16 protein-coding genes and 3 tRNA genes are annotated in these 21,201 nt (G+C 72.3%); 9 read left to right on the forward strand and 10 right to left on the reverse strand.

Annotated features, from left to right (window positions below; genetic code table 11):
• Window positions 1-390: 390 nt before the first annotated feature.
• From OG948_RS19780 to OG948_RS19805, 6 genes are all read right to left on the reverse strand, one after another.
• Window positions 391-1,602 (reverse strand): glutathionylspermidine synthase family protein, encoded by a 1,212-nt coding sequence (locus OG948_RS19780; protein ID WP_406297791.1) that lies wholly within the window; start codon window positions 1,600-1,602, stop codon window positions 391-393.
• 31 nt (window positions 1,603-1,633) lie between these two features.
• Complete coding sequence (locus OG948_RS19785; protein ID WP_406297792.1) at window positions 1,634-2,032, reverse strand: hypothetical protein; 399 nt, start codon at window positions 2,030-2,032, stop codon at window positions 1,634-1,636.
• Window positions 2,033-2,352: 320 nt separating this feature from the next.
• Window positions 2,353-3,081, reverse strand: coding sequence for a VIT family protein (locus OG948_RS19790; protein WP_406297793.1), 729 nt, complete (start codon window positions 3,079-3,081; stop codon window positions 2,353-2,355).
• A 229-nt stretch (window positions 3,082-3,310) separates the two neighbouring features.
• Window positions 3,311-3,384 (reverse strand) — tRNA-Phe (locus OG948_RS19795).
• A 45-nt stretch (window positions 3,385-3,429) separates the two neighbouring features.
• Window positions 3,430-3,504: transfer RNA gene (locus OG948_RS19800), tRNA-Asp, on the reverse strand.
• A 106-nt stretch (window positions 3,505-3,610) separates the two neighbouring features.
• Window positions 3,611-3,683 (reverse strand) — tRNA-Glu (locus OG948_RS19805).
• A gap of 150 nt (window positions 3,684-3,833) precedes the next feature.
• Between OG948_RS19805 and OG948_RS19810 the strand changes: the two genes are divergently transcribed.
• The 4 genes from OG948_RS19810 (at window position 3,834) to OG948_RS19825 (ending at window position 8,922) form a co-directional block, all read left to right on the forward strand.
• Window positions 3,834-4,193 carry a metallopeptidase family protein gene (locus OG948_RS19810; RefSeq protein WP_395864608.1) on the forward strand — a complete coding sequence of 120 codons (360 nt, stop codon included), beginning with the start codon at window positions 3,834-3,836 and terminating at the stop codon, window positions 4,191-4,193.
• Window positions 4,194-4,325: 132 nt separating this feature from the next.
• The gene (locus OG948_RS19815; protein ID WP_406297794.1) at window positions 4,326-5,735 is read left to right on the forward strand and encodes a hypothetical protein; all 1,410 of its coding nucleotides are present in this window, start codon (window positions 4,326-4,328) and stop codon (window positions 5,733-5,735) included.
• Window positions 5,736-5,943: 208 nt separating this feature from the next.
• The gene (locus OG948_RS19820; RefSeq protein ID WP_406297795.1) at window positions 5,944-8,274 is read left to right on the forward strand and encodes a DEAD/DEAH box helicase; all 2,331 of its coding nucleotides are present in this window, start codon (window positions 5,944-5,946) and stop codon (window positions 8,272-8,274) included.
• Window positions 8,275-8,373: 99 nt separating this feature from the next.
• Window positions 8,374-8,922 (forward strand): winged helix-turn-helix transcriptional regulator, encoded by a 549-nt coding sequence (locus OG948_RS19825; RefSeq protein ID WP_406297796.1) that lies wholly within the window; start codon window positions 8,374-8,376, stop codon window positions 8,920-8,922.
• 113 nt (window positions 8,923-9,035) lie between these two features.
• Here the strand turns inward: OG948_RS19825 and OG948_RS19830 are convergent, their stop codons facing one another.
• On the reverse strand, window positions 9,036-10,262 hold the full coding sequence (locus tag OG948_RS19830; protein ID WP_406297797.1) for a DUF2786 domain-containing protein: 1,227 nt from the start codon (window positions 10,260-10,262) through the stop codon (window positions 9,036-9,038).
• 66 nt (window positions 10,263-10,328) lie between these two features.
• The gene (locus OG948_RS19835; RefSeq protein ID WP_406297798.1) at window positions 10,329-11,141 is read right to left on the reverse strand and encodes a DUF6597 domain-containing transcriptional factor; all 813 of its coding nucleotides are present in this window, start codon (window positions 11,139-11,141) and stop codon (window positions 10,329-10,331) included.
• A 94-nt stretch (window positions 11,142-11,235) separates the two neighbouring features.
• On the opposite strand from OG948_RS19835, the gene OG948_RS19840 reads away from it, so the two are divergent.
• Together OG948_RS19840 and OG948_RS19845 are read left to right on the forward strand one after the other, a co-directional pair.
• A complete protein-coding gene (locus tag OG948_RS19840) occupies window positions 11,236-11,814 on the forward strand; it encodes a TIGR03086 family metal-binding protein (protein WP_406297799.1) in 579 nt (192 codons plus the stop codon).
• Window positions 11,815-11,922: 108 nt separating this feature from the next.
• The gene (locus tag OG948_RS19845; RefSeq protein ID WP_406297800.1) at window positions 11,923-12,708 is read left to right on the forward strand and encodes a hypothetical protein; all 786 of its coding nucleotides are present in this window, start codon (window positions 11,923-11,925) and stop codon (window positions 12,706-12,708) included.
• A 48-nt stretch (window positions 12,709-12,756) separates the two neighbouring features.
• Here OG948_RS19845 and OG948_RS19850 read toward each other — a convergent pair whose 3' ends face one another.
• A complete protein-coding gene (locus tag OG948_RS19850; protein ID WP_406297801.1) occupies window positions 12,757-15,519 on the reverse strand; it encodes an AAA family ATPase in 2,763 nt (920 codons plus the stop codon).
• A 228-nt stretch (window positions 15,520-15,747) separates the two neighbouring features.
• Here OG948_RS19850 and OG948_RS19855 point away from each other — a divergent pair, with 228 nt between their 5' ends.
• Together OG948_RS19855 and OG948_RS19860 are read left to right on the forward strand one after the other, a co-directional pair.
• Window positions 15,748-16,125: a nuclear transport factor 2 family protein gene (locus OG948_RS19855; RefSeq protein ID WP_406297802.1), complete on the forward strand. Its 378-nt coding sequence runs from the start codon at window positions 15,748-15,750 to the stop codon at window positions 16,123-16,125.
• Between the two features lie 334 nt (window positions 16,126-16,459).
• The gene (locus OG948_RS19860; RefSeq protein WP_406297803.1) at window positions 16,460-17,971 is read left to right on the forward strand and encodes an MFS transporter; all 1,512 of its coding nucleotides are present in this window, start codon (window positions 16,460-16,462) and stop codon (window positions 17,969-17,971) included.
• A gap of 199 nt (window positions 17,972-18,170) precedes the next feature.
• On the opposite strand, the gene OG948_RS19865 is transcribed toward OG948_RS19860, so the two are convergent.
• Complete coding sequence (locus OG948_RS19865) at window positions 18,171-19,826, reverse strand: MFS transporter (RefSeq protein ID WP_406297804.1); 1,656 nt, start codon at window positions 19,824-19,826, stop codon at window positions 18,171-18,173.
• 141 nt (window positions 19,827-19,967) lie between these two features.
• On the opposite strand from OG948_RS19865, the gene OG948_RS19870 reads away from it, so the two are divergent.
• Window positions 19,968-20,699, forward strand: coding sequence for a TetR/AcrR family transcriptional regulator (locus OG948_RS19870; protein ID WP_406297805.1), 732 nt, complete (start codon window positions 19,968-19,970; stop codon window positions 20,697-20,699).
• Window positions 20,700-21,201: the final 502 nt, after the last annotated feature.

Raw genomic sequence — 21,201 nt, forward strand, 5'->3', positions numbered from 1 at the left:
GGTTCGAACCTCTGCGTCGAGGAGCCGGTCGAGGGGTGGTCTGCCGGGGTCCGCCGGCCGGTGCGTCCGCGACCCGGTGGCCGGGGTTCCGCGGACGTCACGGGGCCGGTGGTGAACCCGGGGGCGCCGGGCCGCGTCGGGTCGGTCGAAGGGTGGTCGCCGCGCCGGGCCCGGCGGAGGCGCGGACCGGGCCCGCAGGCGTCGCGGAGACCCGAACCGCGCGGGGTCGGGGGGATTCGACGGACCCGGCCCGAAATCGCCGATCGAACACGCTGAGTGAGGATCCGGGCCGATCCGCCGCGATCGGGATCCCGCCGAATCGCCAGCCTTCGTGACTGTGTGCGAGCAAGGTGACCGGGCTCGGGGGACGCGTGTGCGCGCTGTGCCCGGTCAGTCCTCGTCGAGCCAGGCGAGCCGGGTGTCCTCGTCCGGTGCCGGGCCGTCGATCACGTGCGGAAGGAAGCGGGCGTACCCGTCGGTGACCGGACCGCTGGACTCGCGGATGCCGACTCCGGCGGACTTCCCGTCCACCACCCACGCGCCGAGTACGGGCTTGTTGCCGTCGAAGTCGGGCAGCGGCACGTACTCCTGGAAGCACCAGCCCTCGTCGCCGTACGCCTCGGCGGGCTGCACGTGTTCGCCGTCGGGCGTGACGATCCGGATCGCGTCGCCCTCGCGGCCGTGCAGCGGCTTGGCCACGTAGGACTCCATGCCGCGCGGCGAGTCCAGGAAGGCGGGCAGCAGGTTCGGGTGGCCGGGATACAGCTCCCACATCACCGCGAGCAGCGCCTTGTTGGACAGGATCGCCTTCCACGCCGGTTCGATGAACAGGCACGACCGGGGGTGGCTGATCAGGTGCTTGCCGAACGGCTCGGCGAGCATGTCCTCCCACGGATAGAGCATGAACATCGTGTCGATGCCCCGCTCCTCCAGGTCCACGAAGCGCAGCCGCTCGCTGTCCCAGCCGATCTCGGCGACCTCCAGGCCGATCGTGGTCAGCCCGGCCTCGGTCGCGGTGTCCCGGAGGTAGGCGGTGTGCAGCCACTCCTCCTCGTCCTCGGTGCCTTCCACATGTGCGAAGTGCATCGTCTCCGAGCGCAGATAGGGCTTGATCCGGCCCCACGCGCGCACGAGTCGCTCGTGCAGGCTGTTCCACTGGTCGCGCTCGGGGAAGCAGTCGCGCAGCCAGTACCACTGGACCAGGGAGGCCTCGATCAGCGCGGTGGGGGTGTCCGCGTTGTACTCGAGCAGCTTGGCCGCGCGCCCGTCGCCGCCCCACGCGAGGTCGAACCGCCCGTAGACGCTCGGGTGTTCCTCCTCCAGGGTGATCCGCAGGTAGTCGCGGGCCTCGTCGGGCAGGCCGAACGCGGTCAGGTCACCGCGCTCGATCACGTGCCGGGCGGCGGCCACGGACATCTCGTGCAGTTCCTCGGTGACGTCCTCGAGCCGATCGACCTCGTCGAGGGTCAGCTCGTAGTACGCCTCCTCGTGCCAGTACGGCACCTCCGTGCCGTCGTCGTCCTCCCAGGCCGCGTAGAGCAGCCCCTGCGACTCGACGAGTGGCTTCCAGCCCGGTCGAGGCGTGCTGGGTATACGACGCATGGCTCAGGCCCTCCCCGGATGTGACACCGCGTCAGCTTGAACTCTTCGACGGGCACGAGCCGAAGCCGCCGCGTTCGATCTTGCCCTTGCGCGGGCGATCGAAGGATCCCTGCCCGGAGACGAGTGTCATACCCCTGGTCGGGGTGACCGTCTGTCCGCACGAATGCGGCACGTAGTACCAGGACAGACTCGGGTCGGTGCGGCCCAGGCAGCGGAAGTCGTCGACGCGTACGTTGTGCGTCCGGTCCGCGCAGACCTCGGCGTAACCGCTCTTGGCCGAGCTCTTGCCGCCGCCGCTCCCGCACGCGGTGAGTGCGCCGGCGAGGGTCAGCGTCAGGGTCGCCGCGACCGCGGTCGACTTCACACCGCCCTTGCGCTGCGGACGCGAGCCTGACGACACGAGCCTGGTGGCGCGAGATGGGGTGGCCACGGGTCCTCCGCTCGAAGGGCTGCCGGTGACGGTCCGGTGTGGACCGACTCCGAGGACGGTACCGAGACCTGCGGGCCAACGGTGGCCCCGGGAGGGGGAAACCGGGAAGTCCTCGACGTGACCGGGGTGATTTGTCGACTGGTGCCGGTGATGTCCGATCCCTGCGGTGTCCGTGCGTTCGACGCGGCGGGACACGGGTGCGGACCGCTCGTCACGGTGGGCCGGCTGCGCCGGCGCTCCACGTGCGGGCTTGTGTACGCGGTGTCACCGCTCGAGGGCGAGCGCGTGCCCACTCCCGGTGCTCCCGGCGGTGGTCCGGGTCAGATCCCGCTCGCGCCGAGCAGGCTGCCCACCGCGTAGGTGACCGCCATCGCCAGTGCCCCGCCCGCGGTGGTGCGCACGATCGCGCGGCCGGACGCCGCGCCGCCCAGCCGCGCGCCGCTCCACCCGCACAACACCAGGGCGACCAGGACGGCGGCCACCGTGATCGGCAGTCGGGCCGAGGCGGGCGGCAGCACCATCGCCAGCAGCGGCAGCAGTGCGCCGACGGTGAAGGCCAGGAAGCTGGCCCCGGCCGCATGCCACGGATTGGTCAGTTCGTCCGGATCGATCTTGAGCTCGACCTGGGCGTGCGCGGCGAGCGCGTCGTGCGCGGTGAGCTGTTCGGCCACCTCGCGCGCGAGTCGCCCGGTGAGTCCCTGCTGTTCGTACAGGCCGGTCAACTCGTCGAGTTCGGCCTCGGGTTCGTCGGTCAGCTCGCGGCGCTCCTGGACCAGCGCGGCCCGCTCCGCGTCGCGCTGGGTGCTCACCGAGACGTACTCGCCGGCGGCCATCGACATCGACCCGGCGAGCAGTCCGGCCAGCCCCGCGGTGAGCAACTGCGCGCGCTCGTCGGTGGCTCCGGCGACCCCGACCACCAGGCCCGCCGTGGACACGATCCCGTCGTTGGCGCCCAGCACCGCCGCCCGCAGCCAGTTCAGCCGCGTGCCCATCGCCTCGTCGTGTGGGGGATGGGTGGGCATCCGGTCGGGATCGTCCGCGGCGCTCATGGACGAAGTATCACGACGAAGTCCCGTGCGGGCGGCGTGGACACGAGCTCGGGGCCCGGGCGGAACCCGAGCGGGCCAGTCGTGCCGGGCCGGTCGTGCCGGGCGATCGTCGCGGCCCGGTCGTCGCGGTCGGGTCGTCGTGGCCGGGCGGGGATCCGACCGTTGAACCGCACACGCAAGAACGCCCCGGACGGGATTCCGTCTGGGGCGTCGGTGTCTCCGGCTGCGGTGGCCAGGGGCGGGGTCGAACCGCCGACCTTCCGATTTTCAGTCGGACGCTCGTACCAACTGAGCTACCTGGCCTCGATGGATCAGGGCGCCTTTCGGCGCCCCGACCTTTCCATCTTGCGGTCCTGACGGGATTTGAACCCGCGGCCTTCACCTTGACAGGGTGACGAGCACTCCAAACTGCTCCACAGGACCTCTACGATCTCCACCCGGCTTCCCGGGTTTCCCTCGCGGTGTTTCGTGTTGAACCCTACCGTACTGGCTGTCCGGCTTGTTGCGGCCCCCGAGGGGGTTTGTTGCGTGCCCCCAACGGGATTCGAACCCGTGCTACCGCCTTGAAAGGGCGACGTCCTAGGCCACTAGACGATGGGGGCTTGTTGGCCGTGTCCGGCGTCTTGTTGCCGTCGGGGACGTCCCGAACTATACGGGGTTTTCGGCGGCGCTTGCAAAACAGATAACCGGGGGCCCGCGCGGGCCCGCGTACGCACCCCCCGGAGTGGGCGCGGAGGCCGCAGAATGGGGGCGTGCTGGAGATGTCGCGCGAGGAGTTCGAGGAACTGGTGGCCGAGGCCCTGGACCGGATCCCGCCTGAGCTGACCAAGCTCATGGACAACGTGGCGATCTTCGTCGAGGACGAACCGGCCCCCGACGGCGAACACGGGACCAACCTGCTCGGCCTCTACGAGGGCATCCCGCTCACCGAGCGTGGGGATTGGTACGCGGGTGTGCTGCCCGACCGGATCACCATCTACCGCAACCCCATCCTGCGGATCTGCGAGACGTACGAACACGTCGTCGAGGAGGTGGAGGTGACCGTCGTGCACGAGGTCGCGCACCACTTCGGGATCGGCGACGAGTGGTTGCACGAGCACGGGTACGGCTGAGCGCTCGTCGGCGCGCCGGGAGAGGCCCGGATCGCGTGCGCTCCCGTCGTGCCCTCACGCGCTGCGGCCGAACGGGTGACGGGCGATGCTCCGAAATTGGAGCGGGACTTTTTCCGTGCCCATGCTGAAGCGGTGACCACGCAGGGGGACATCGGGCCGGTGCCGGACTTCGTCGACGATGAGCCGGAGTTTCCCGGGACCGGATCGTTGACCCGTGTGGGCGAGCACGACTCGGCCGTGCCGCGCGCTCGCGAGGGCGAGTGGCGGCGGTCGGCGGGCCCCGAGGCATACGAGCCGGTCGCGGGTGAGGCGTGGGGGAGCCCGGAGCCGCGGATGCGGGAGGCGGGCGGCCACGTCGAGGAGGCGGATTCGAGCGGGTCCGTCGGATCCGACCCGCGGTTCGCGCAGTCGGCCGGCCGGGTCGACCGAGTCGCGCCATCGGCGGGTGAGTTCACCCCGTTCCGGACGACCGGCGAGCTCACCGCCGAGTTGGCCCGGGTCTACTACGGCGAACCGGTCTCGATGCTCACCCGGTGGTTCGGCGAGCCGGCCGCGCCGCGGGCCGCCGCGGTGGAACACGGATCGCCGTCGCCGAACCGGCGGGCGACCGGGCGGCGCAGGTCCGCGCACCGGGCCCACCGGGCCGCCGAGACCGCGCGCACCGAGGTCGCGAAGGGCGCTTCGGACGGGCGATCGGCAAGCGTCGGCTGGGAGTTCGCCGCCGTCGTCGTGGTGCCCGCGCTCGTGCTCGCCGGGCTGCTCTACTACTTCGGCTGGGCCCGCGCCTCGGCCCGGTCCGCCTATCTCGGGTTCGACGAGAGCGTGCTGGACACGCCGGCCCGGGAGTACCTCGCGGACGGCCTGCGCGCGCTGTACCGGCCGCTGCTCGTGGCCGTCGCGGCTCTGCTCGCGGTCCGGGCGGCGCATCCTCGGCTGCTGGTGTGGCTGCGCCGACACCGGCGGATCGCCACGTGGTGCACGTGGGCGCTGCGCTGCGGGTGGTTCGCGGTGCCCGGCGCGACCTGGGCCGCGGTGTATCGATGGCCGGCCCGCGGCGCGCAGTGGTGGTCGCTGTTGTTGCCGTGCGCGCTCGCGGCGGGGCTGCTGGTCTGCGCGTACGGGGTGCTGCTGTCGCGGCGGATCGGCGCGCATCGGCGCGATCCCGGAGCCGGGGCCCGGCCGTGGTCGCCGTCGGCGCTGCTCGTCGCCGCCGCCGTGGTGTTGTGCCTGTTCTGGGCCTCGAGTGCGTACGCGAAGGTGTCCGGGCGCGACGCGGGCAAGGCCGTCGCGCAGCAACTGCCCAGGCGGACGGGCGTGGTGCTGTACTCGGTGCAGGATCTGCGGATGCGATCGGACGACGGCGTCGCGGTCGAGGAAGAAATCGGTGCTTCCTATCGTTACCGGTACACCGGACTGCGCTTGCTGCGCCGTGCCCCGGGGACCCTGTTCCTGCTCCCCGAGCACTGGTCGTGGCAGCGTCCGAGGCTGCTCGTCGTGCACGAGGACGCACGCCTGAGGGTCGAGTACGAACGCACCCGATAGGCATGAACGAGCAGTGATCGGGTACGCTGGTGAATCGCTTTGCCCATATCCAGGCGCCGCCATGAGTCGCGGCGCCTCGTAGGCTCGTTCTGGTGCTCCGCAGAAGTGTCGCTTTCTCGTGCGACCACATTTCGGCTGCGGACCTTCGAGACGGGCCGCATCCGGAAGGTTTTGCATGCCCCCCTATGCCAATGACACTGCTACGCCCATGCCCGGCACCGAAGGTGCCGAGGTGCAGGAGGGTGTGGCGGATGCGCAGGCAGCCGAGGTGACCGAGGTCGCCGCGGAGATTACCGAGATCACTCCCGAGGTCGTCGAGAACGACGACACCACCGACGGCGACACCGGGTTCGCGGCGCAGGACAAGGCCGCGACGGACGCCGATGCGAACACCGACGACGACACCGACACGGATGTCGACGCGAGCGTCGAGGACGACGCCGCCGACGAGGCCGGGCTCGACGAGGCGGACGACGCCTCGGACGAGGTCGAGGCCAAGCCCGAACCGACCGGCCCCAGCTTCGCCGAGTTCGGTCTGCACAAGGACGTCGTGGACGCGCTCGCGCGCCGCGGCGTGACCCACCCGTTCCCGATCCAGGCCGCGACGCTGCCGGACGCGATGGCCGGCAAGGACATCCTCGGCCGCGGCCGGACCGGTTCCGGCAAGACGCTGGGCTTCGGCCTGCCGATGCTGACCCGCCTGTCCGGTCGCAAGGCCCGTGCCCGTCGCCCCCTCGCGCTGATCCTCACGCCCACGCGTGAGCTCGCGATGCAGGTGCACGACGCGCTGGAGCCCTACGGTCGCATCCTCGACCTGCGGATGAAGACGGTCACCGGCGGCATGTCGATGCCGAAGCAGATCTTCGCGCTGGAGCGCGGCGTGGAGATCCTGGTCGCCACCCCCGGTCGGCTCCAGGACCTGGTCGACCGCGGTTCGGCCGTGCTGGACAACGTCGAGATCACCATCCTCGACGAGGCCGACCAGATGGCGGACATGGGCTTCCTGCCCGAGGTCACCGCGCTGCTCGACCTGATCCCGGCCGGCGGCCAGCGGATGTTGTTCTCCGCGACGCTGGACAAGGGCGTGGACGCGATCGTCCGCAAGTACCTGGACAACCCGGTCACCCACTCGGTGGACCCGCACGCGTCCTCGGTCACCACCATGTCGCACCACGTGCTGGTCGTGCAGCCGAAGGACAAGACGTACGTCACGGCGGCCATCGCGGCCCGCCGCGGGCGCACGATGATCTTCGTGCGGACCAAGTTCGGCGCCGACCGCGTCGCGCAGCAACTGCGTGAGGCCGGCGTGCGCGCCGAGGCCCTGCACGGCGGGATGACCCAGGGCGCGCGCACCCGCACCCTGGCCGAGTACAAGGAGGGCCGCACGCCGGTCCTGGTCGCCACCGACGTCGCCGCTCGCGGCATCCACGTCGACGGCATCGACCTGGTCCTGCACGTGGACCCGGCCGCCGACTCGAAGGACTACCTGCACCGCGCGGGTCGTACCGCGCGGGCCGGCGAGGCCGGTGCGGTGGTCACGCTCGCGCTGCCGCACCAGCGCCGCACGGTGGATCGTCTGATGGAGGACGCCGGCGTCGAGCCGACCCGCCTTCGGGTGCAGGGCTCCAACGACCCGGAGATGCGCAAGCTGACCGGCGCGCGCACGCTGTCCGAGGTCAAGGCACAGTCCGTGGCGGACGCCGCGGTCGAGGCCGAGGCCGAGGCCGAGCGCCTCGCGGGTCGGATCATCGAGCTCAAGGCCGAGGCCGCCGAGCTGCGCCGCAAGGCCGCCGAACTGGCCGAGGCGGCCAAGAACGGCGACGCGCCGGTGCGGACCGAGCGCTACGAGCGTTCGGACCGCGGCGACCGCGGCGGCGACCGTCGTGAGGGTGGCTACCGGGGCGACCGTGACCGCGGCAGCGACCGTCCGCCGTACGGCGGCGACCGCGGCGGCGACCGTCGTGGCGGCGCGCCGCGTGGCGACCGGCCGTCCTATGGCGACCGTGCCCCGCGTGGTGGCGACCGTCCGTCCTATGGCGGTGGCGACCGTCGTGAGGGTGGCTACCGGGGCGACCGTCCGTCGGGCGACCGCGGCCCGCGCGGCGACCGTCCCGCGTACAACGACCGTCCGGCGTACAACAGCGGCGACCGCGCTCCGCGCACGGGTGACCGGCCGTCCTACGGCGACCGTGCCCCGCGTGGTGGCGACCGTCCCTCGTACGGGGACCGTGCGCCGCGTACCGGCGAGCGTCCCGCCTACGGCGGCGGCGGCGACCGGCGCGAGGGCGGCTACCGGGGCGACCGTCCCTCCTACGGGGACCGCGCGCCGCGCAGCGGTGACCGTCCCGGCTACGGCAACGACCGCGCCCCGCGCGGCGACCGTCCGACGTACAACAACGACCGGCCGGCCTACAACGACCGCCCGTCCTACGGCGGCGAGCGTTCGCACGACCGCGCCCCGCGTCGGGACGGTCACTACGACCGTCCGGCCGGTGGCCCGGCGGGCGACCGCAAGCCGCGCTGGAAGCGCGACGCCTGAGCGTCGGGTGACCGAGCTGTAACTGACGTGTAGTCAAAAACACTGAGCGGGGCGGGATCGATCGCGTATCGATCCCGTCCCGCTCAGTAATGTGGCGACATGAAGCGGACCTCGTTCGGAAGCTGGCCGTGCTCCATCGCGCGCGTCCTCGAGTTGTTCGGCGACGGGTGGACGCCGCTCGTGTTGCGTGAGGCGTCCTACGGGGTCCGGCGGTTCGAGGATCTCCAGGAGAACCTGGGGATCGGCCGCAACGTGCTGGCGCAGCGGCTGAACAGGCTGGTCGAGGAGGGCCTGCTCGACCGGGTTCCGTACGAGGAGCGGCGGCCCCGGCACGAGTACGTGCTGACCGCCAAGGGGCGCGACTTCTTCCCGGTGCTGGTGGCGATCGGACACTGGGGCGACACCTGGCTCGCGGACGAGACCGGGCCGCCGGTGGTCTACCGGCACGGCGGCTCCGAGGGGCACGAGGCGCAGGCCGCCGTGATCTGTGCGGTGTGTGGCGACCCGCTCCATCTGGAGGACGTCGAGCCGTTGGCGGGACCGGGTATGACGGCGCGTCAGGCGCATCGGGCGGTGGCCGAGGGGCGTTGCGGCGCGCCCACGCCGGCGGTGCCGGCGCAACGGGGGACCTGGTTGCCGGGGATGTAGCGGCCGGTTGGTCGCTCGCATCGCATGGATCGCACGGGTCGTCCGGGCCGCTTGCCCGCCGGGCCCCGGCCGCGATGCGGGGGCGGGTCGGTGATCGGGTGGGTGTGCGCCGGTTACGGGCGGGCCGGTTCGCCGCGGTCCAGCTTGTCCCGCAGGCCCAGTTCGGCCCGGTCGGCGGCGGCCTGGCCGTGTCGCCATCCGTCCGCGTCGCGGCCGCGCAGGCGGTGTGTGGTCTTGGTGGGGAACATCCGCTCGGTGGTCTCCTGGACCGCGACGTCGCGCGCGGCCAGGACCGGCAGCAGGCGGTTCTCGGCGGCTTGGTCGGCGCTCGCCTCGGCCTCCTCCTTCGCGGCGGTCAGCCGCTCGCGGATCCGGTCGGCGTAGGCGATCAGGAACGACTGGCGGAAGGTCTTGGTCCGGCGCGAGCGGCCGGACTCGTGGTAGCGCGAGCCGGCCCGGTTCATCGCGGCGGTGGCCTGCACCAGGAGCGAGGTGTAGAGCAGTTCGACCGCGTCCAGGTCGGAGTCGAAGCCGACCACGGTGGAGAAGCCCAGTGAGCTCGACCAGATCGCCTGGCAGCCGTTGGCGTCGGCGACCGCGTCGAGCAGCAGTGCCTTGGCGCCCTCGTACGGGTTGTCCACGCCGATTCGGCACGCGGCGGGGGCGTGGCGCGAACCCTCCTGCGCGCCCAGCAGCGCCTCGTCGATCCGATGCCGGGTCATCAGCTCCTGCGCCTTGGCGGTGAACGCCTCGGCCTCCTCCGGGAATTCGCTCGACTCGGCCTTGGCGAGCAAAGCGCGCACCCGGCCGAGTTGGCGGGGTTCGCCGGTGGCGGGCTGCTTGCGGGCCGGCTCCTGGAAGGACGCGGCGGCGAGCGGCTCGATGGCGGGCAGCCGGGCGACGCAGCGGAGCAGTTCGAGCACGCGCGCGGCGGTGCCGAAGCGGTCCAGATTCTCCCGGGCGCCGAGTTCGGCGAGGTAGGCGTCGTCCGAGCTCCACCACGGGGTGGTCGCGTCCAGATCGCGCAGTTGCGCGGTCCACCGGCGGCCGGTGCCCGGGTGGCTGCGGGCCTGCGCGGCGACCACGTCGGCGGCGAGCGCGGCGTGCCGCTCGCCCAGCTCGCGGGTGACCGCGCGAACCACGTCGGCGGGTTGCCAGCCGCGCCGCCAGCAGCCGTCGGCGACGCGCTCGTACAGGGCGAGCACGGCGCGCGAGATATCCGGCCAGTCGCCGGCGGAGGCCGCGAGCAGGGACGCGCCGAGGTCGATCGTGTCCTCCAGGGCGTCGTCGGACGCGCTCAGGACGGCGTGGAATCGGGTTTCGACGAGCGTGGTGGGCACCCGTCAAGGATTGCATTGTCGGCGCGCGAACGATTCGGGCCCGGTCGGCCCGTCGCGGGCGGGTGCTCAGGCGCGGGCGTAGCGGCCCGGTGCGGTGCCCACGGTGGCGGTGAAATCGCGGGTCAGGTGGGCCTGGTCGGCATAGCCCAGATCGGCCGCGAGCGCGGCCCAGTCGATCCCGGCGCCGTGCTCGGCCCGCTCGGCGACCTCCTGGAGCCGGGCCCGGCGGAGCACCCACTTGGGGCCGACCCCGACGTACTCGGCGAACAGGCGTTGGAGGCGGCGGACCGGGACGCCGACCTCCTCGGCCAGGTCGTCGACCCGGAACAGGTTCGGGTTCGTGGTGATGCGCTCGACGATCGTGGCGACCTCGGCCACCGCCGGGTCGAGGTCGGGCGGGGCCTGGGTCGGCCCGGACAGCACGCCGCGCAGCCAGGCCTCGGCCAGGACGACCCGGTCGGCCTCGGCGGCGGTGCCGAGCACGCGCTCGCCGACCTCCGCGACGGTCGGGCCGAACAGGTCGACCGCGGGCAGCACCCGATCGGTCAGCGCCGCCACCGGACCGCCCAGGACGGACCGGAAGCCGCCCGCGCGGAACCGGATTCCGAACACGTGGCCGGCCCCGATCAGCTCGCGCTCGAACACGTCCCGCACCACCCCGTACACGGCCGGGTACGGCCGCTCGAAGACCAGATGCACGTTGGGGTGCGAGAGCACCTTCTGCTTGAAGGGCGCCCGACCCCGCAGGTCCCAGCGCACGATCCAGTGGTAGTCGACGAAGGGCGCCAGGTCGGGGGCCGGCTCGTGCCGGCTCACGTCCCAGTTGCCCGGTCCGACGGCCGCGCGCAGCACTCCGCGAGCGCGATCGGGAAGTGTCATGTCTCCACCGTAGCCGGCGTCGGTGACACGGCCCTGTCGTGCCCTGTCGCGTTTGTTCAAGACCGGTTCCCGGGGGCCGCATAGCGTCGGATCCATGAACATTCACCACCTCTTCGTCGAAGCCGCCGCGGAAGCCGACCGGATCGCCCACGGCGTCCCGCCCGAGCCCACCGACGGGCCCACGCCGTGCGGCGAGTACGACACCCGGGCGCTGATCAACCACTGGGTCGTGTTCACCTCGCACGGCATGGAGCACCGGGCGTTGCGTACGACGCTGCCGGAGGAGATGACCACGCGCGACTTCGTCGCCGAGCCCGACTGGGCCGACGCGTACGCCGCGCAACTGGGTCGCGCGGTCGCGGCGTGGGCCGATCCGCAGGTGTGGGAGGGCGAGATCGACTTCGGCGGCGGTGGCACGATGCCGGCGACGGAGATCGCCGAGATGCTCCTGTTGGAGTCGGTGCTGCACGGTTGGGACGTGGCGCGGGCGACCGGCCAGGACTATCGGGCGTCGGTCGAGCTGGGTGAGGCGATCGAGGGCATCGTGACCAAGTACGCGCAGATGTACCGCGAGTACGCCGGCTTCGCCGAGCCGGCGGCCGTCGCGGAGGACGCGAGCGCGTTCGAGCGTGCGCTCGGCGCGTCCGGCCGGGACCCGCGCTGGAAGGCCTGATCGCGGCGGCTCCTGGGCGGCCGGCGGGGGATCGTCGCGCGCGGGGAATCCGGGCGGGAGCGGGACGGCTGTGCCTATGGTGGCCGCCGAACCCACTCGGAGGCATGCGTGGCAGCGATGGCGACACTCGACGGTTTCGGTTGTACGGTCCGATTCAGCCCGGGCGCGCGGGAGCGGGCCGAGTTCGTCGCGGGGCGGGTGGATCGTGCCGCCGCGTGGCTGGGCGAACGGCTGGGCTTCGCGCCACGAATACGGTTGTCCGTGGCGAACGCGGCGGACTGGGACAGCGTGGCGACGGTGCCGCTGTACGGCACGCCGCAGGGCGCGCAGGACCACCTGCGGGTGGCCGCCGACGACGGCTGGTTCGGCACCGAGTTGTTCGCCGCGATCCGGCCGCACCTGGGCGCCGGGACGGCCCACGCGGTGCGCGCCGTGTACGGGGAGCCGCCCGCGCTGCGGCCGTACTTCGACCTGGTGGCGGTGCACGAGCTCACCCACCTCTTCCAGGACCAGGTCTGGCCCGGGTATCCGGGCATGTGGATCGCCGAATTGCACGCGAACCTGGCGATGGTCGGCTACGCGCACGAGGTGGAGCCGGAGCTGCTGCCGGCCCTGCGGGCCTTCACCGCGACCGTGGACGACCTGCCGGTCGAGGTCACCCCGGTACGCGAACTCGCGGACATGGAGCGCTCCTTCGAGCACGGCGCGATCAACTTCGCGTGGTTCCACTTCACCTTGACCCGGGCCGCGGAACGGTTGTGGGCGGCCGAGGGCGCGGAGGTGCTGCGTGCCGTGTACGAGCACATCCGCGCCGGGGGCGGGGCCGAGCACCCGGCGCTGCGGCAGGTCGCGGCGGGGTGGGACCGGCACGCTCGGGCCGACGCCGTCGGCTGAGCACGGCGGGCGGCCATCCGGGCGGGCGGCGACGGTCGCGGGTCGCGGTCAGCCGGGGCGGCCCGCCAGCTCGGGGATCGCGGACAGCTCGGTGCGCGAGACGATGCCGAGCTTGGGATAGGCCTTGTACAGGTGGTGGCCGACGGTGCGCGGGCTCAGGAACAACTGGGCCGCGATGTCCCGGTTGGACAACCCCTGCGCGGCGAGCCGGGTGATCTGCAGCTCCTGCGGGGTGAGCAGCGCGAGCACGCCGGCGGGGCGGGGACCCTGCGGCGTCGCGCTGCCGCCGATCGCGCCCAGTTCGGTGCGGGCGCGATCCGCCCAGGACCGGACGTCCAGGCGGTCGAACTCCTCCAAAGCGATGCGCAGCCGGTCGCGCGCGTCGGTCTTGCGGCGCATCCGGCGCAGCCATTCGCCGTACAGCAGCCCGGTCCGGGCCCGCTCCAGCGGCCGGCGCTCGCTCTCGTGCCGGGCCAGTGCGGCGAGCCAGAGCTCCTCGGCCGTGTCGTCACCCGCCAGCAGCGCGTGGCAGCGCAGCACCAGCGCGTCGGCCCAGCGTTGGTCGGCGCGGCGGGCCCACCGCTCGAAGCGGGCCAGCGGCTCGTGCGCGCGCTCGGGGGCGCCGAACCGGACGGCGGCCTCGACCAGGTCGGGGGTCGAACGGGTCGCGCAGATGTGATGGCGCATCGGCTCCCGGGTGAGCCGCTCCAGCCGGTTCAGCGCCGATTCGGGCCGACCCAGACCCAGGTCGAGCAGCCCCAGCGCCCACGCCGACCACGGCGCGCCGGCCGGCATCGCGCTGCCCACACCGCCGGCCAGCGCCGCGTCGGCGTGCCGGTGGGCGGCCTCCTCGTCGCCGGATACGCCCGCCAGGTAGGCCAGCACGCTCTCGAACTGGCTGATCCACTGCTGCTGCCCGCTGTCCTGCGCGATCCGCAGCGCCTCGGACGCGGTGGCCAGCGCGTCGGTGTGCCGGCTCTCGAAGACCTCGGCCTCGGCCACGAAGAACAGGATCGTCGGCAGCCGCCCGATCCCGCCGTGCAGCCGGCTCTCGGTGGCGAACATCGCCGCGATGTCGTGCGCGTGCACGTCCTGACCGAGGGTCAGGCCGACGCCGCAGGCGAGCAGCAGGTCGCGTAGCTCGTCGTTGCCGGTTCGGTGGGCGACTCGGACGAGGTCGCCGAGGTCGGGGCGCTCGGGATCGGGGCGCTGGGATTCCGGGTGCTCGGTGTCCTCGTTCGGCGGGAAGGCGGCGATGATGAAGTCGGCGACCGGGGTCACGGAGGCCGTCGCCGGCAGGTTGAGCGCGTCCAACACCCGTACCGTGGACCGCACTTGCTCCTCGCCCAGATACCACGCGGTGTGCATCGCCTGGAGCAGCATGCGCGCCGCGCGCTCCGGGTGGGTCACGGCGGTCAGCTCGGCGCCTCGGTGCAGCAGTTCGTGCGCACCGGCGAACGCGCCCTGCCAGAAGTCGGACAGGGCGCGTACGTGCAGCAGCCGGGCCCGGATCGCGTCGTCGGTCGCGCCGGCCTGGGCCCGCTCGGCGAACGTGCGGGCGCGGTCCAACTCGCCCGCCTCGGACGCGGCCTCGGCGGCCAGCACGAGCCGGCGGGTGCGGGCCTCGACGTCCTCGGTCAGGCGCGCGGCCTTCTCGTAGGCCAGTGCGGCGGCGAGGTGGCCGCTGCGTTCGCGGGCGCGTTCGCCGGTGCTCTCCAGGGCGGCGGCAGCCGGCTCGTCGACACCGGTCGCGGCGGCGGCCAGGTGCCAGGCACGGCGGTCCGCGTGATCGGGCGCGTCGAACGCGGCGGCCAGCGCGCGGTGGGCGGCTAGCCGGCGGTCGATCGGCGCGCGCTGCTGGACCGCCGCCCGGATCAGCGGGTGCCGAAAACGCAGCCGGTCGTCGTCGACCACGATCAGCGACGCCTCCTCCGCGGCGGCCAGATCGGTGGGGCCGGCGCCGAACTCGGCGCCGGCCCGGAGCAGGATGCCCAGTTCGCCGGAGTCGTCGCTCGCGGCCAGCAGCAACAACATCCCGGTTCGCTCGTCGAGCCGGGTGACCTGGCCGTGGAAGGCGATCTGCAGCCGACTGGTGAGCGGCAGCGCGCCCGGGCGCAGGGTGTCGCCGGGCCGTTCGCCGGCGAGGGCGACCGGCAGTTCGATGAGTGCGAGCGGGTTGCCCTGGGCCTCGGCGAGCACCCGGTAGCGGGCGGTGGCGGACAACTCCCCGGCCTGGCCGGCCAACAGCGCGCTCGCGTGCTCGGCCCGCAGCGCGCTCAGGCGCAGCTCGGGCAGGCCCGGGACGGAGAACGCGTGGCGGTCGTCGCGTGCGGCGAAGATCAGCGCGATGCCCTCCGCGTACAGCCGGCGGGCGGCGAACACGAGCGCGTCGTTGGAGGCCCGGTCCAGCCACTGCGCGTCGTCGACGACGCACAGGAGCGGGCCGTCGCCGGCGTACTCGGACAGCAGCGACAACACCGCCAGGCCGACGAACATCGGTTCCGAGCGCTCGCCCACGGCCAGCCCGAACGCGGCCTCCAAGGCCTGTCGCTGCGGGTCGGGCAGTCGGTCCAGGTGCCCCAGCGCCGGGCGGAGCAGCAGGCTGAGTCCGGCGTAGGGGAGTTCGGCCTCGTATTCGACGCCGGTGCCCCGGATGGTGCGCAGGTTCGTGCCGGCGATCACGTGATCCAGGAGGGCGGTCTTGCCGATGCCGGGCTCACCGCGCACGACGAGCACGCCACTGCGGCCCTTCTCGGCGTCCGCGAGCAGTTGTTCGATGGTCGTCAGCTCGGAGTCTCTGCCGTACAACATGTCTTGCCGTCCCCGTGTCTACCGATCTCGTGCCGGTGCCGGTGCCGGTGCCGGTGCTGTTGCCGTACCGGTCCGATACTGATCCGGTACTGATCCCACCTGCGGATCCCCCCTCGTCAAAGTACCTATGCGGGACTGATTCCCGTCGGTACGGGGCTCCGTAGGTTCATGTCCAACGGAGCTCGCCGGAACGGCCGGAAGCCCGGAGGAAGTACAAGGACGGTCACCATGACCACGAACATCGACTTCACCGCCCTGGCCGAGCGCTACATCGCCACCTGGAACGAGGCCGACCCTGCCGCCCGCCGCAAGCTGGTCGAGGCGGTCTACACCGCGGACGCGGTGTACGTCGACCCGCTGGTGGTGGCCGAGGGTCACGACGCGATCGACGCGACGCTGGGCGCGGTACAGGGGCAGTTCGCCGGCCTGGTGTTCACCCTCGGTGGTCCGGTCGACGGGCACCACGACCTGGCGCGTTTCACGTGGAACCTCGGCCCGGCGGGCGAGGAGGCCATCGTGGTCGGCTTCGACGTGATCCAGATCGCCGAGGACGGTCGGATCGCTCGGGTGAGCGGCTTCCTGGACAAGGTTCCGGCGGGGTTGTGACCGTTCGTCGAGCGCTCGGCGGGTTCCCGTCGAGCTCCCAATGAGCTCTCGGTCGATTGATTCCGACGCCTTCGCGTCGGTGCCGTAGCCGCTGGACGGACCCGGGGCCGGGTCGAGGCAGCACCCGGCCCCCCGGTGTCCCGGCGGCATCCGGATGCGCGCGGCCTTCCCGCCTTGCCGATCGTGCCGCGCGCCGGTTCATCCCTCTTCTTCGCCTCTTCGCCTCCTCGCGTCTTCGCGTCTTCGCGCCGTCGGCCCCGTCTCGCCGCTTGCGTCGCCGTATGACCTCTCCTGCGCCGGTCGGCGCGCTCGTATGGAACCGAAAGGAACACTCATGTCCGCCACCACGACGGCCATCGCTCCCGAAGCAGAGGCACCGACGCCCCGGCAGTCGTGGGGCGCACTGTTGGTCCTGCTCGCCGGGATCTTCATCACCACGCTGGACTTCTTCATCGTCAACGTCGCTATCCCGGCCACTCAGGAGGATCTGCACGCGACGCCGGCCGCGATCCAATGGGTGGTCGCGGGCTTCGGGCTCGCGGTCGCCGCCGGGCTGATCACGGCCGGTCGACTCGGGGACATCTACGGCAGACGGCGGATGTTCGCGGTCGGACTGGGGCTGTTCACCCTCGCCTCGGCGGGCTGCGGGCTGGCCGGCAACGCGGAGACGCTGATCGCCGCCCGGGTGGTCCAGGGCGCGGCGGCGGCCCTGCTGATGCCGCAGGTGCTGGGGCTCATCAACGTGCTGTACGTCGGCGGGCAGCGGGTCAAGGCGTTCACCGCGTACGGGCTCGCGATGGGCTTCGCGGGGGTCTTCGGTCAGTTGATCGGCGGCGCGCTGATCCAGGTCGATCTGTTCGGGCTCGACTGGCGCAGCATCTACTGGATCAACGTCCCGGTCGGGCTGGTCGCACTGGCCCTGACACCGAAGCTGGTGCCGGAACGCCGGGGTGAGGGCGGCGGCACTCGGCTCGACCTGGTCGGTACGGCGCTGATCACGCTCGGTCTGGTCGCGGTGGTGCTCCCGTTGGTCCAGGGACGCGAGCAGGGCTGGCCGCTGTGGACCTGGCTGTCGCTGGGCATCGCTCCGCTGCTGCTCGGCGCATTCACGCTGTACCAGCGCGGCCTGGCGTCGAAGGGTGGTGCGCCGCTGGTGGACCTGGTGCTCTTCCGTGAGCGGTCGTTCTCGGTCGGCATCACGATGGCGCTGGTGTACGGCCTGGTGAACGCGGCCTTCTTCCTGATTCTGGCGCTGTACCTGCAGATGGGTCACGGGATGTCGGCGCTCGACTCGGGGCTGCTGTTCATCGCCCTGGGCGTCGGGTACTTCCTGTCCTCGGCGGTCTCGGGGCAGATCGCGGCCAAGCTCGGTCGACAGGTGCTGGCGGCGGGTGCGTCGGTCCAAGGCGTCGGGCACGTGGTGCTCGTGGAGACGCTGTCGACCACCGACGCGACCTTGGCGCTGATTCCGGGACTGGCGCTGGCCGGATTCGGGATGGGCCTGGTGATGGGGCCGATGGCGGAGACGGTGTTGTCCGGGATCCGGGCCAGGCACGTGGGTTCGGCGGCGGGGCTGCTCTCCACGGCACAGCAGGTGGGCGGTGCGCTGGGAGTTGCCCTGGTGGGCATCGTCTTCTACGAGACGCTGGGTGACGCGCCGACGGCGGACACCTTCGGGGACGCGTTCGTGAACGGCCTGTGGCTGCTGACCGCGTTCTGCGCGGTGGTCGTGGTGCTGGTGCAACTGCTGCCGAGCCGCCGGGCGCGGGCCGGGGCGGATGAGGCCGAGTCGGTGGACGTCGACGAGGCGGCCGACGACTCGGTGAAGGTGGCGGTTCCGGTGTGAGGTGAGCGCGACGGCTTGAGGTGAGTACGACGGTGTGAAGTGAGTACGACGGTGTGAAGTGAGCACGACGGTGTGAGACGCGATGGGCCCCGGCCGGGTGGCCGGGGCCCATCGCGCTTTGTCGTTCTCGGGGTTTGTGGATGGGTCGTCTGCGGGCGGGTTGGTTCGGTTGGTCTGCGGGCGTTTGGGATCGGCTGGTTCAGTGGGTGTTTTGGCTTGGCTGGGTTTGGCCTGCGTCGGTGTCGGTGCCCGTGCTGGTGCCTGCGTCGGTGCCGGTGCGGGCGGTGTCGGTGTCGGTGTCGGTTTGGGGTTCGGGGGTCGGGGGGCGCTTGAGGGTGAAGGCCAGGAAGGCGCCGAGTACGGCCGCCGCGCCTGCGACGAGGCCGGCGGTGCGTAGGCCGTCGATGAGGTCGGCGGGGGCGGCCGGGCCGGTGCTCGGGTCGAGGTGCGCGTTGGCCACTGCGATCAGTACGGCGAGCCCGGCCGCGCCGCCGAGTTGCTGGGCGGTGGTGGCCAGGGCGGACGCGATGCCCTGTTCGCGGGCGTCCACGCCGGAGGCCGCGGTGACGAACATCGCGGTGAAGGTGACGCCGCCGCCGATGCCCCAGATCAGGATGCCCGGGAGCAGCGCCACGAACGAGCCGTCGCTCGACATGCCGAGGGCGAGGGCACCGATGCCCAGGCCGTTGCCGAGCATTCCGACGAACAGGGTGGTCCGTAGGCCCCGGCGGCCGATCAGGGCGGGGCCGAGCCGCATGCCGGCGAACACCGACAGCACGGTCACCGGGACGAAGGCGAGGCCGGTGCGCAGCGCGCTGTAGCCCAGGCCGTTCTGGAGATAGGTGGTGAACACGTAGTAGGCGCCGCCGAGGCCGCTCTGGAACACCAGGATCACGGCCATCGCGACGACCAGGCTGCGGTTGCCGAACAGGCGGAGCGGTACGAGCGGGTCGCGGGTGCGTTGCTCGACGAGCAGGAACGCGCCGAGCAGGACGGCGCCCAGGACGATCGCGCCCGCGCCGCGGAGTGAGGCCCAGCCCGCTTCCGGCCCGCTGACCAGGCCGAAGACGAGCAGGGTGGAGCCGGCGGTGGCGAGCAGTACGCCGGGGATGTCCAGGCCGGCGGGCTGATGGGTCGGTGCCTTGGGTTCCTTGGAACCCTTGGGTGCCCCGGGCGTCTTCGGTGCTTTCGGTGCTTTCGGTGCTTTCGGTCCGAGGGTGCGTGGAGCGGCGCCCAGGATGGCCGCGGCGGCCGGGACCATCACGAACATCACCCAGCGCCAGCCGCCGAGTTCGGTGAGGACGCCGCCGAGGAGGGCGCCGGCGGCGAGGCCCGCGCTGCCGGCGGCGGACCAGACGGACAGCGCCCGGGTGCGCTCGCTCCCTTCCGCGAAGCCGGTGTTGATCAGGGACAGCGTCGCGGGGGCGAGCATCGCGGCGCCGACGCCCTGGACCGCGCGGGCGGCCAGCAGGGTTCCGGGGTTGCCGGCGAGGCCGCCCGCGAGGCAGGCCAGGCCGAACAGCGCCAGGCCGAGCAGGAACATCCGGCGCGCACCCAGTCGATCGACGAGCCGACCGCCGAGCAGGAGCAAGCCGCCGAAGGTCACCGCGTAGGAGCTGACCACCCACTGCAACGACTGGGCGCCGAAGCCCAGTCCGGCACCGATGTCGGGAAGGGCGACGTACACGATGTTGTAGTCGAGGGCGACCACGAACTGCGCGGCCGCGAGTACGGCCAGGAACCACGCGGTGGGAGCGCCCCGAACCGGGGCGTCGCGGGTGGAGGTGTCGCGGGTGGGGGCGCCACCGGCGGGGGCGCTCCGTACGGAGGTGTTCCGGGCAGGGGAAACAGGCACAGCGAGAGCCGTTCTGTGTGATCCGAGCGGATCCGAGCGGATCCGAGCGATCCGAGCGATCCGGACTATGCGGCGTGCATTTACCACACGCCGTATAGTTACAGTACGTCGAGCAGTATCGCAACGCTGTAGAGTTCGGTCATGGCCATGGACGAACGCACGCCGACCCGCCGGGCCCGGCTACGGGTGGAGACCGCCCGCGAGATCAAGACGATCGCGCTCAAGCTGCTGGCCGAGGGCGGCCCGGGCGCGATCACGCTGCGCGCGATCGCCCGGGAGATGGGCATGACCGCGAACGCGATCTACGGCTACTACGCGACCCGGGACGACCTGGTGAGCGTGCTGATCAGCGAGATCTACCTGTCTCTGGTGGAGGCCGCGGAAGCCGCTCGGGACCGGGTGCCGGTCGAGGACGCGGCGGGTCGGATGCTGGCCTGGGCGCGGGCGTTCCGGGAGTGGTCGTTGGCCAACCCGGAGGGCTTCCGACTGATCTACGGCGATCCCGTACCGGGCTATCAGGCACCGGTCGGCGGGGCCGCGTCCGAGGCGGGACATCGAGCCTGCGCCGGGCTCACCGGCCTGGTCGCCGCCGCGTGGCCGTCCGCCGAGGCGTTGCAGTCCGAGGACAGGTACGACTGGCCCGACTTCGACCCGACGCTGGTCGGCCTGGTCCGCGCGGAGTTCCCCGACCTGCCGCCGACCGCGGTCGCCCTCGCCCTCCGAGTGTGGGGCCGGCTGCACGGCCTGGTGTCCCTGGAGATCTACGGCCACCTACGCGGCCAGACCACCGACCCGGGCCGCATCTACCGCACCGAAATCCACGACCTCATCCGCTCCCTGGGCCTGACCCCACCACCCAGGACCCCGCGATAGGCCGAACACCGGGTGCGCCGGTGAGTCGGACGTCGCCGAATCGGGCCTCCCCAGACCCCACCGCACCGCCGGTGGAAGCGCAACTGCCGAAGGAGTGGAACAGCGGCAGCGGCACCAGGAACGCGTCGTCGGCCGAGCGCTCGGCTCGCCGGGCTCGTAGGTGTACTCGTACCCGAGTCCCCACGGGTTGGTGTACGTCTCGCCGCCCCGGGCCCAGCCGGCGAACGGTGCCGGGCCGAGCGCCTCGAAGAGGGCGAGCCTGGAGCTGAGTCCCGACTTGTCGCAGCCTTTCGGTCGGGAGAGCAACGCCGAGTCGTAGAGCAGGTGGTAGTTCTGCGGGAGTCGCCGACCGCGTAGCAGTCGACGACAAACCCGGTGTACTCGTCGCCGTGTCTCACCGGCCTACCCTGGACGTTGCCGGGGCCGTGCAGGACGAAATGCTCCATCCACTCGACGGCCAACCAGCCCAGCGAGCGGGTCCGGTCGTGTCCCGGCGCCTAGA

Origin of the sequence: Embleya sp. NBC_00888, assembly GCF_045207655.1 — a bacterium.
GTDB lineage: Bacteria > Actinomycetota > Actinomycetes > Streptomycetales > Streptomycetaceae > Embleya.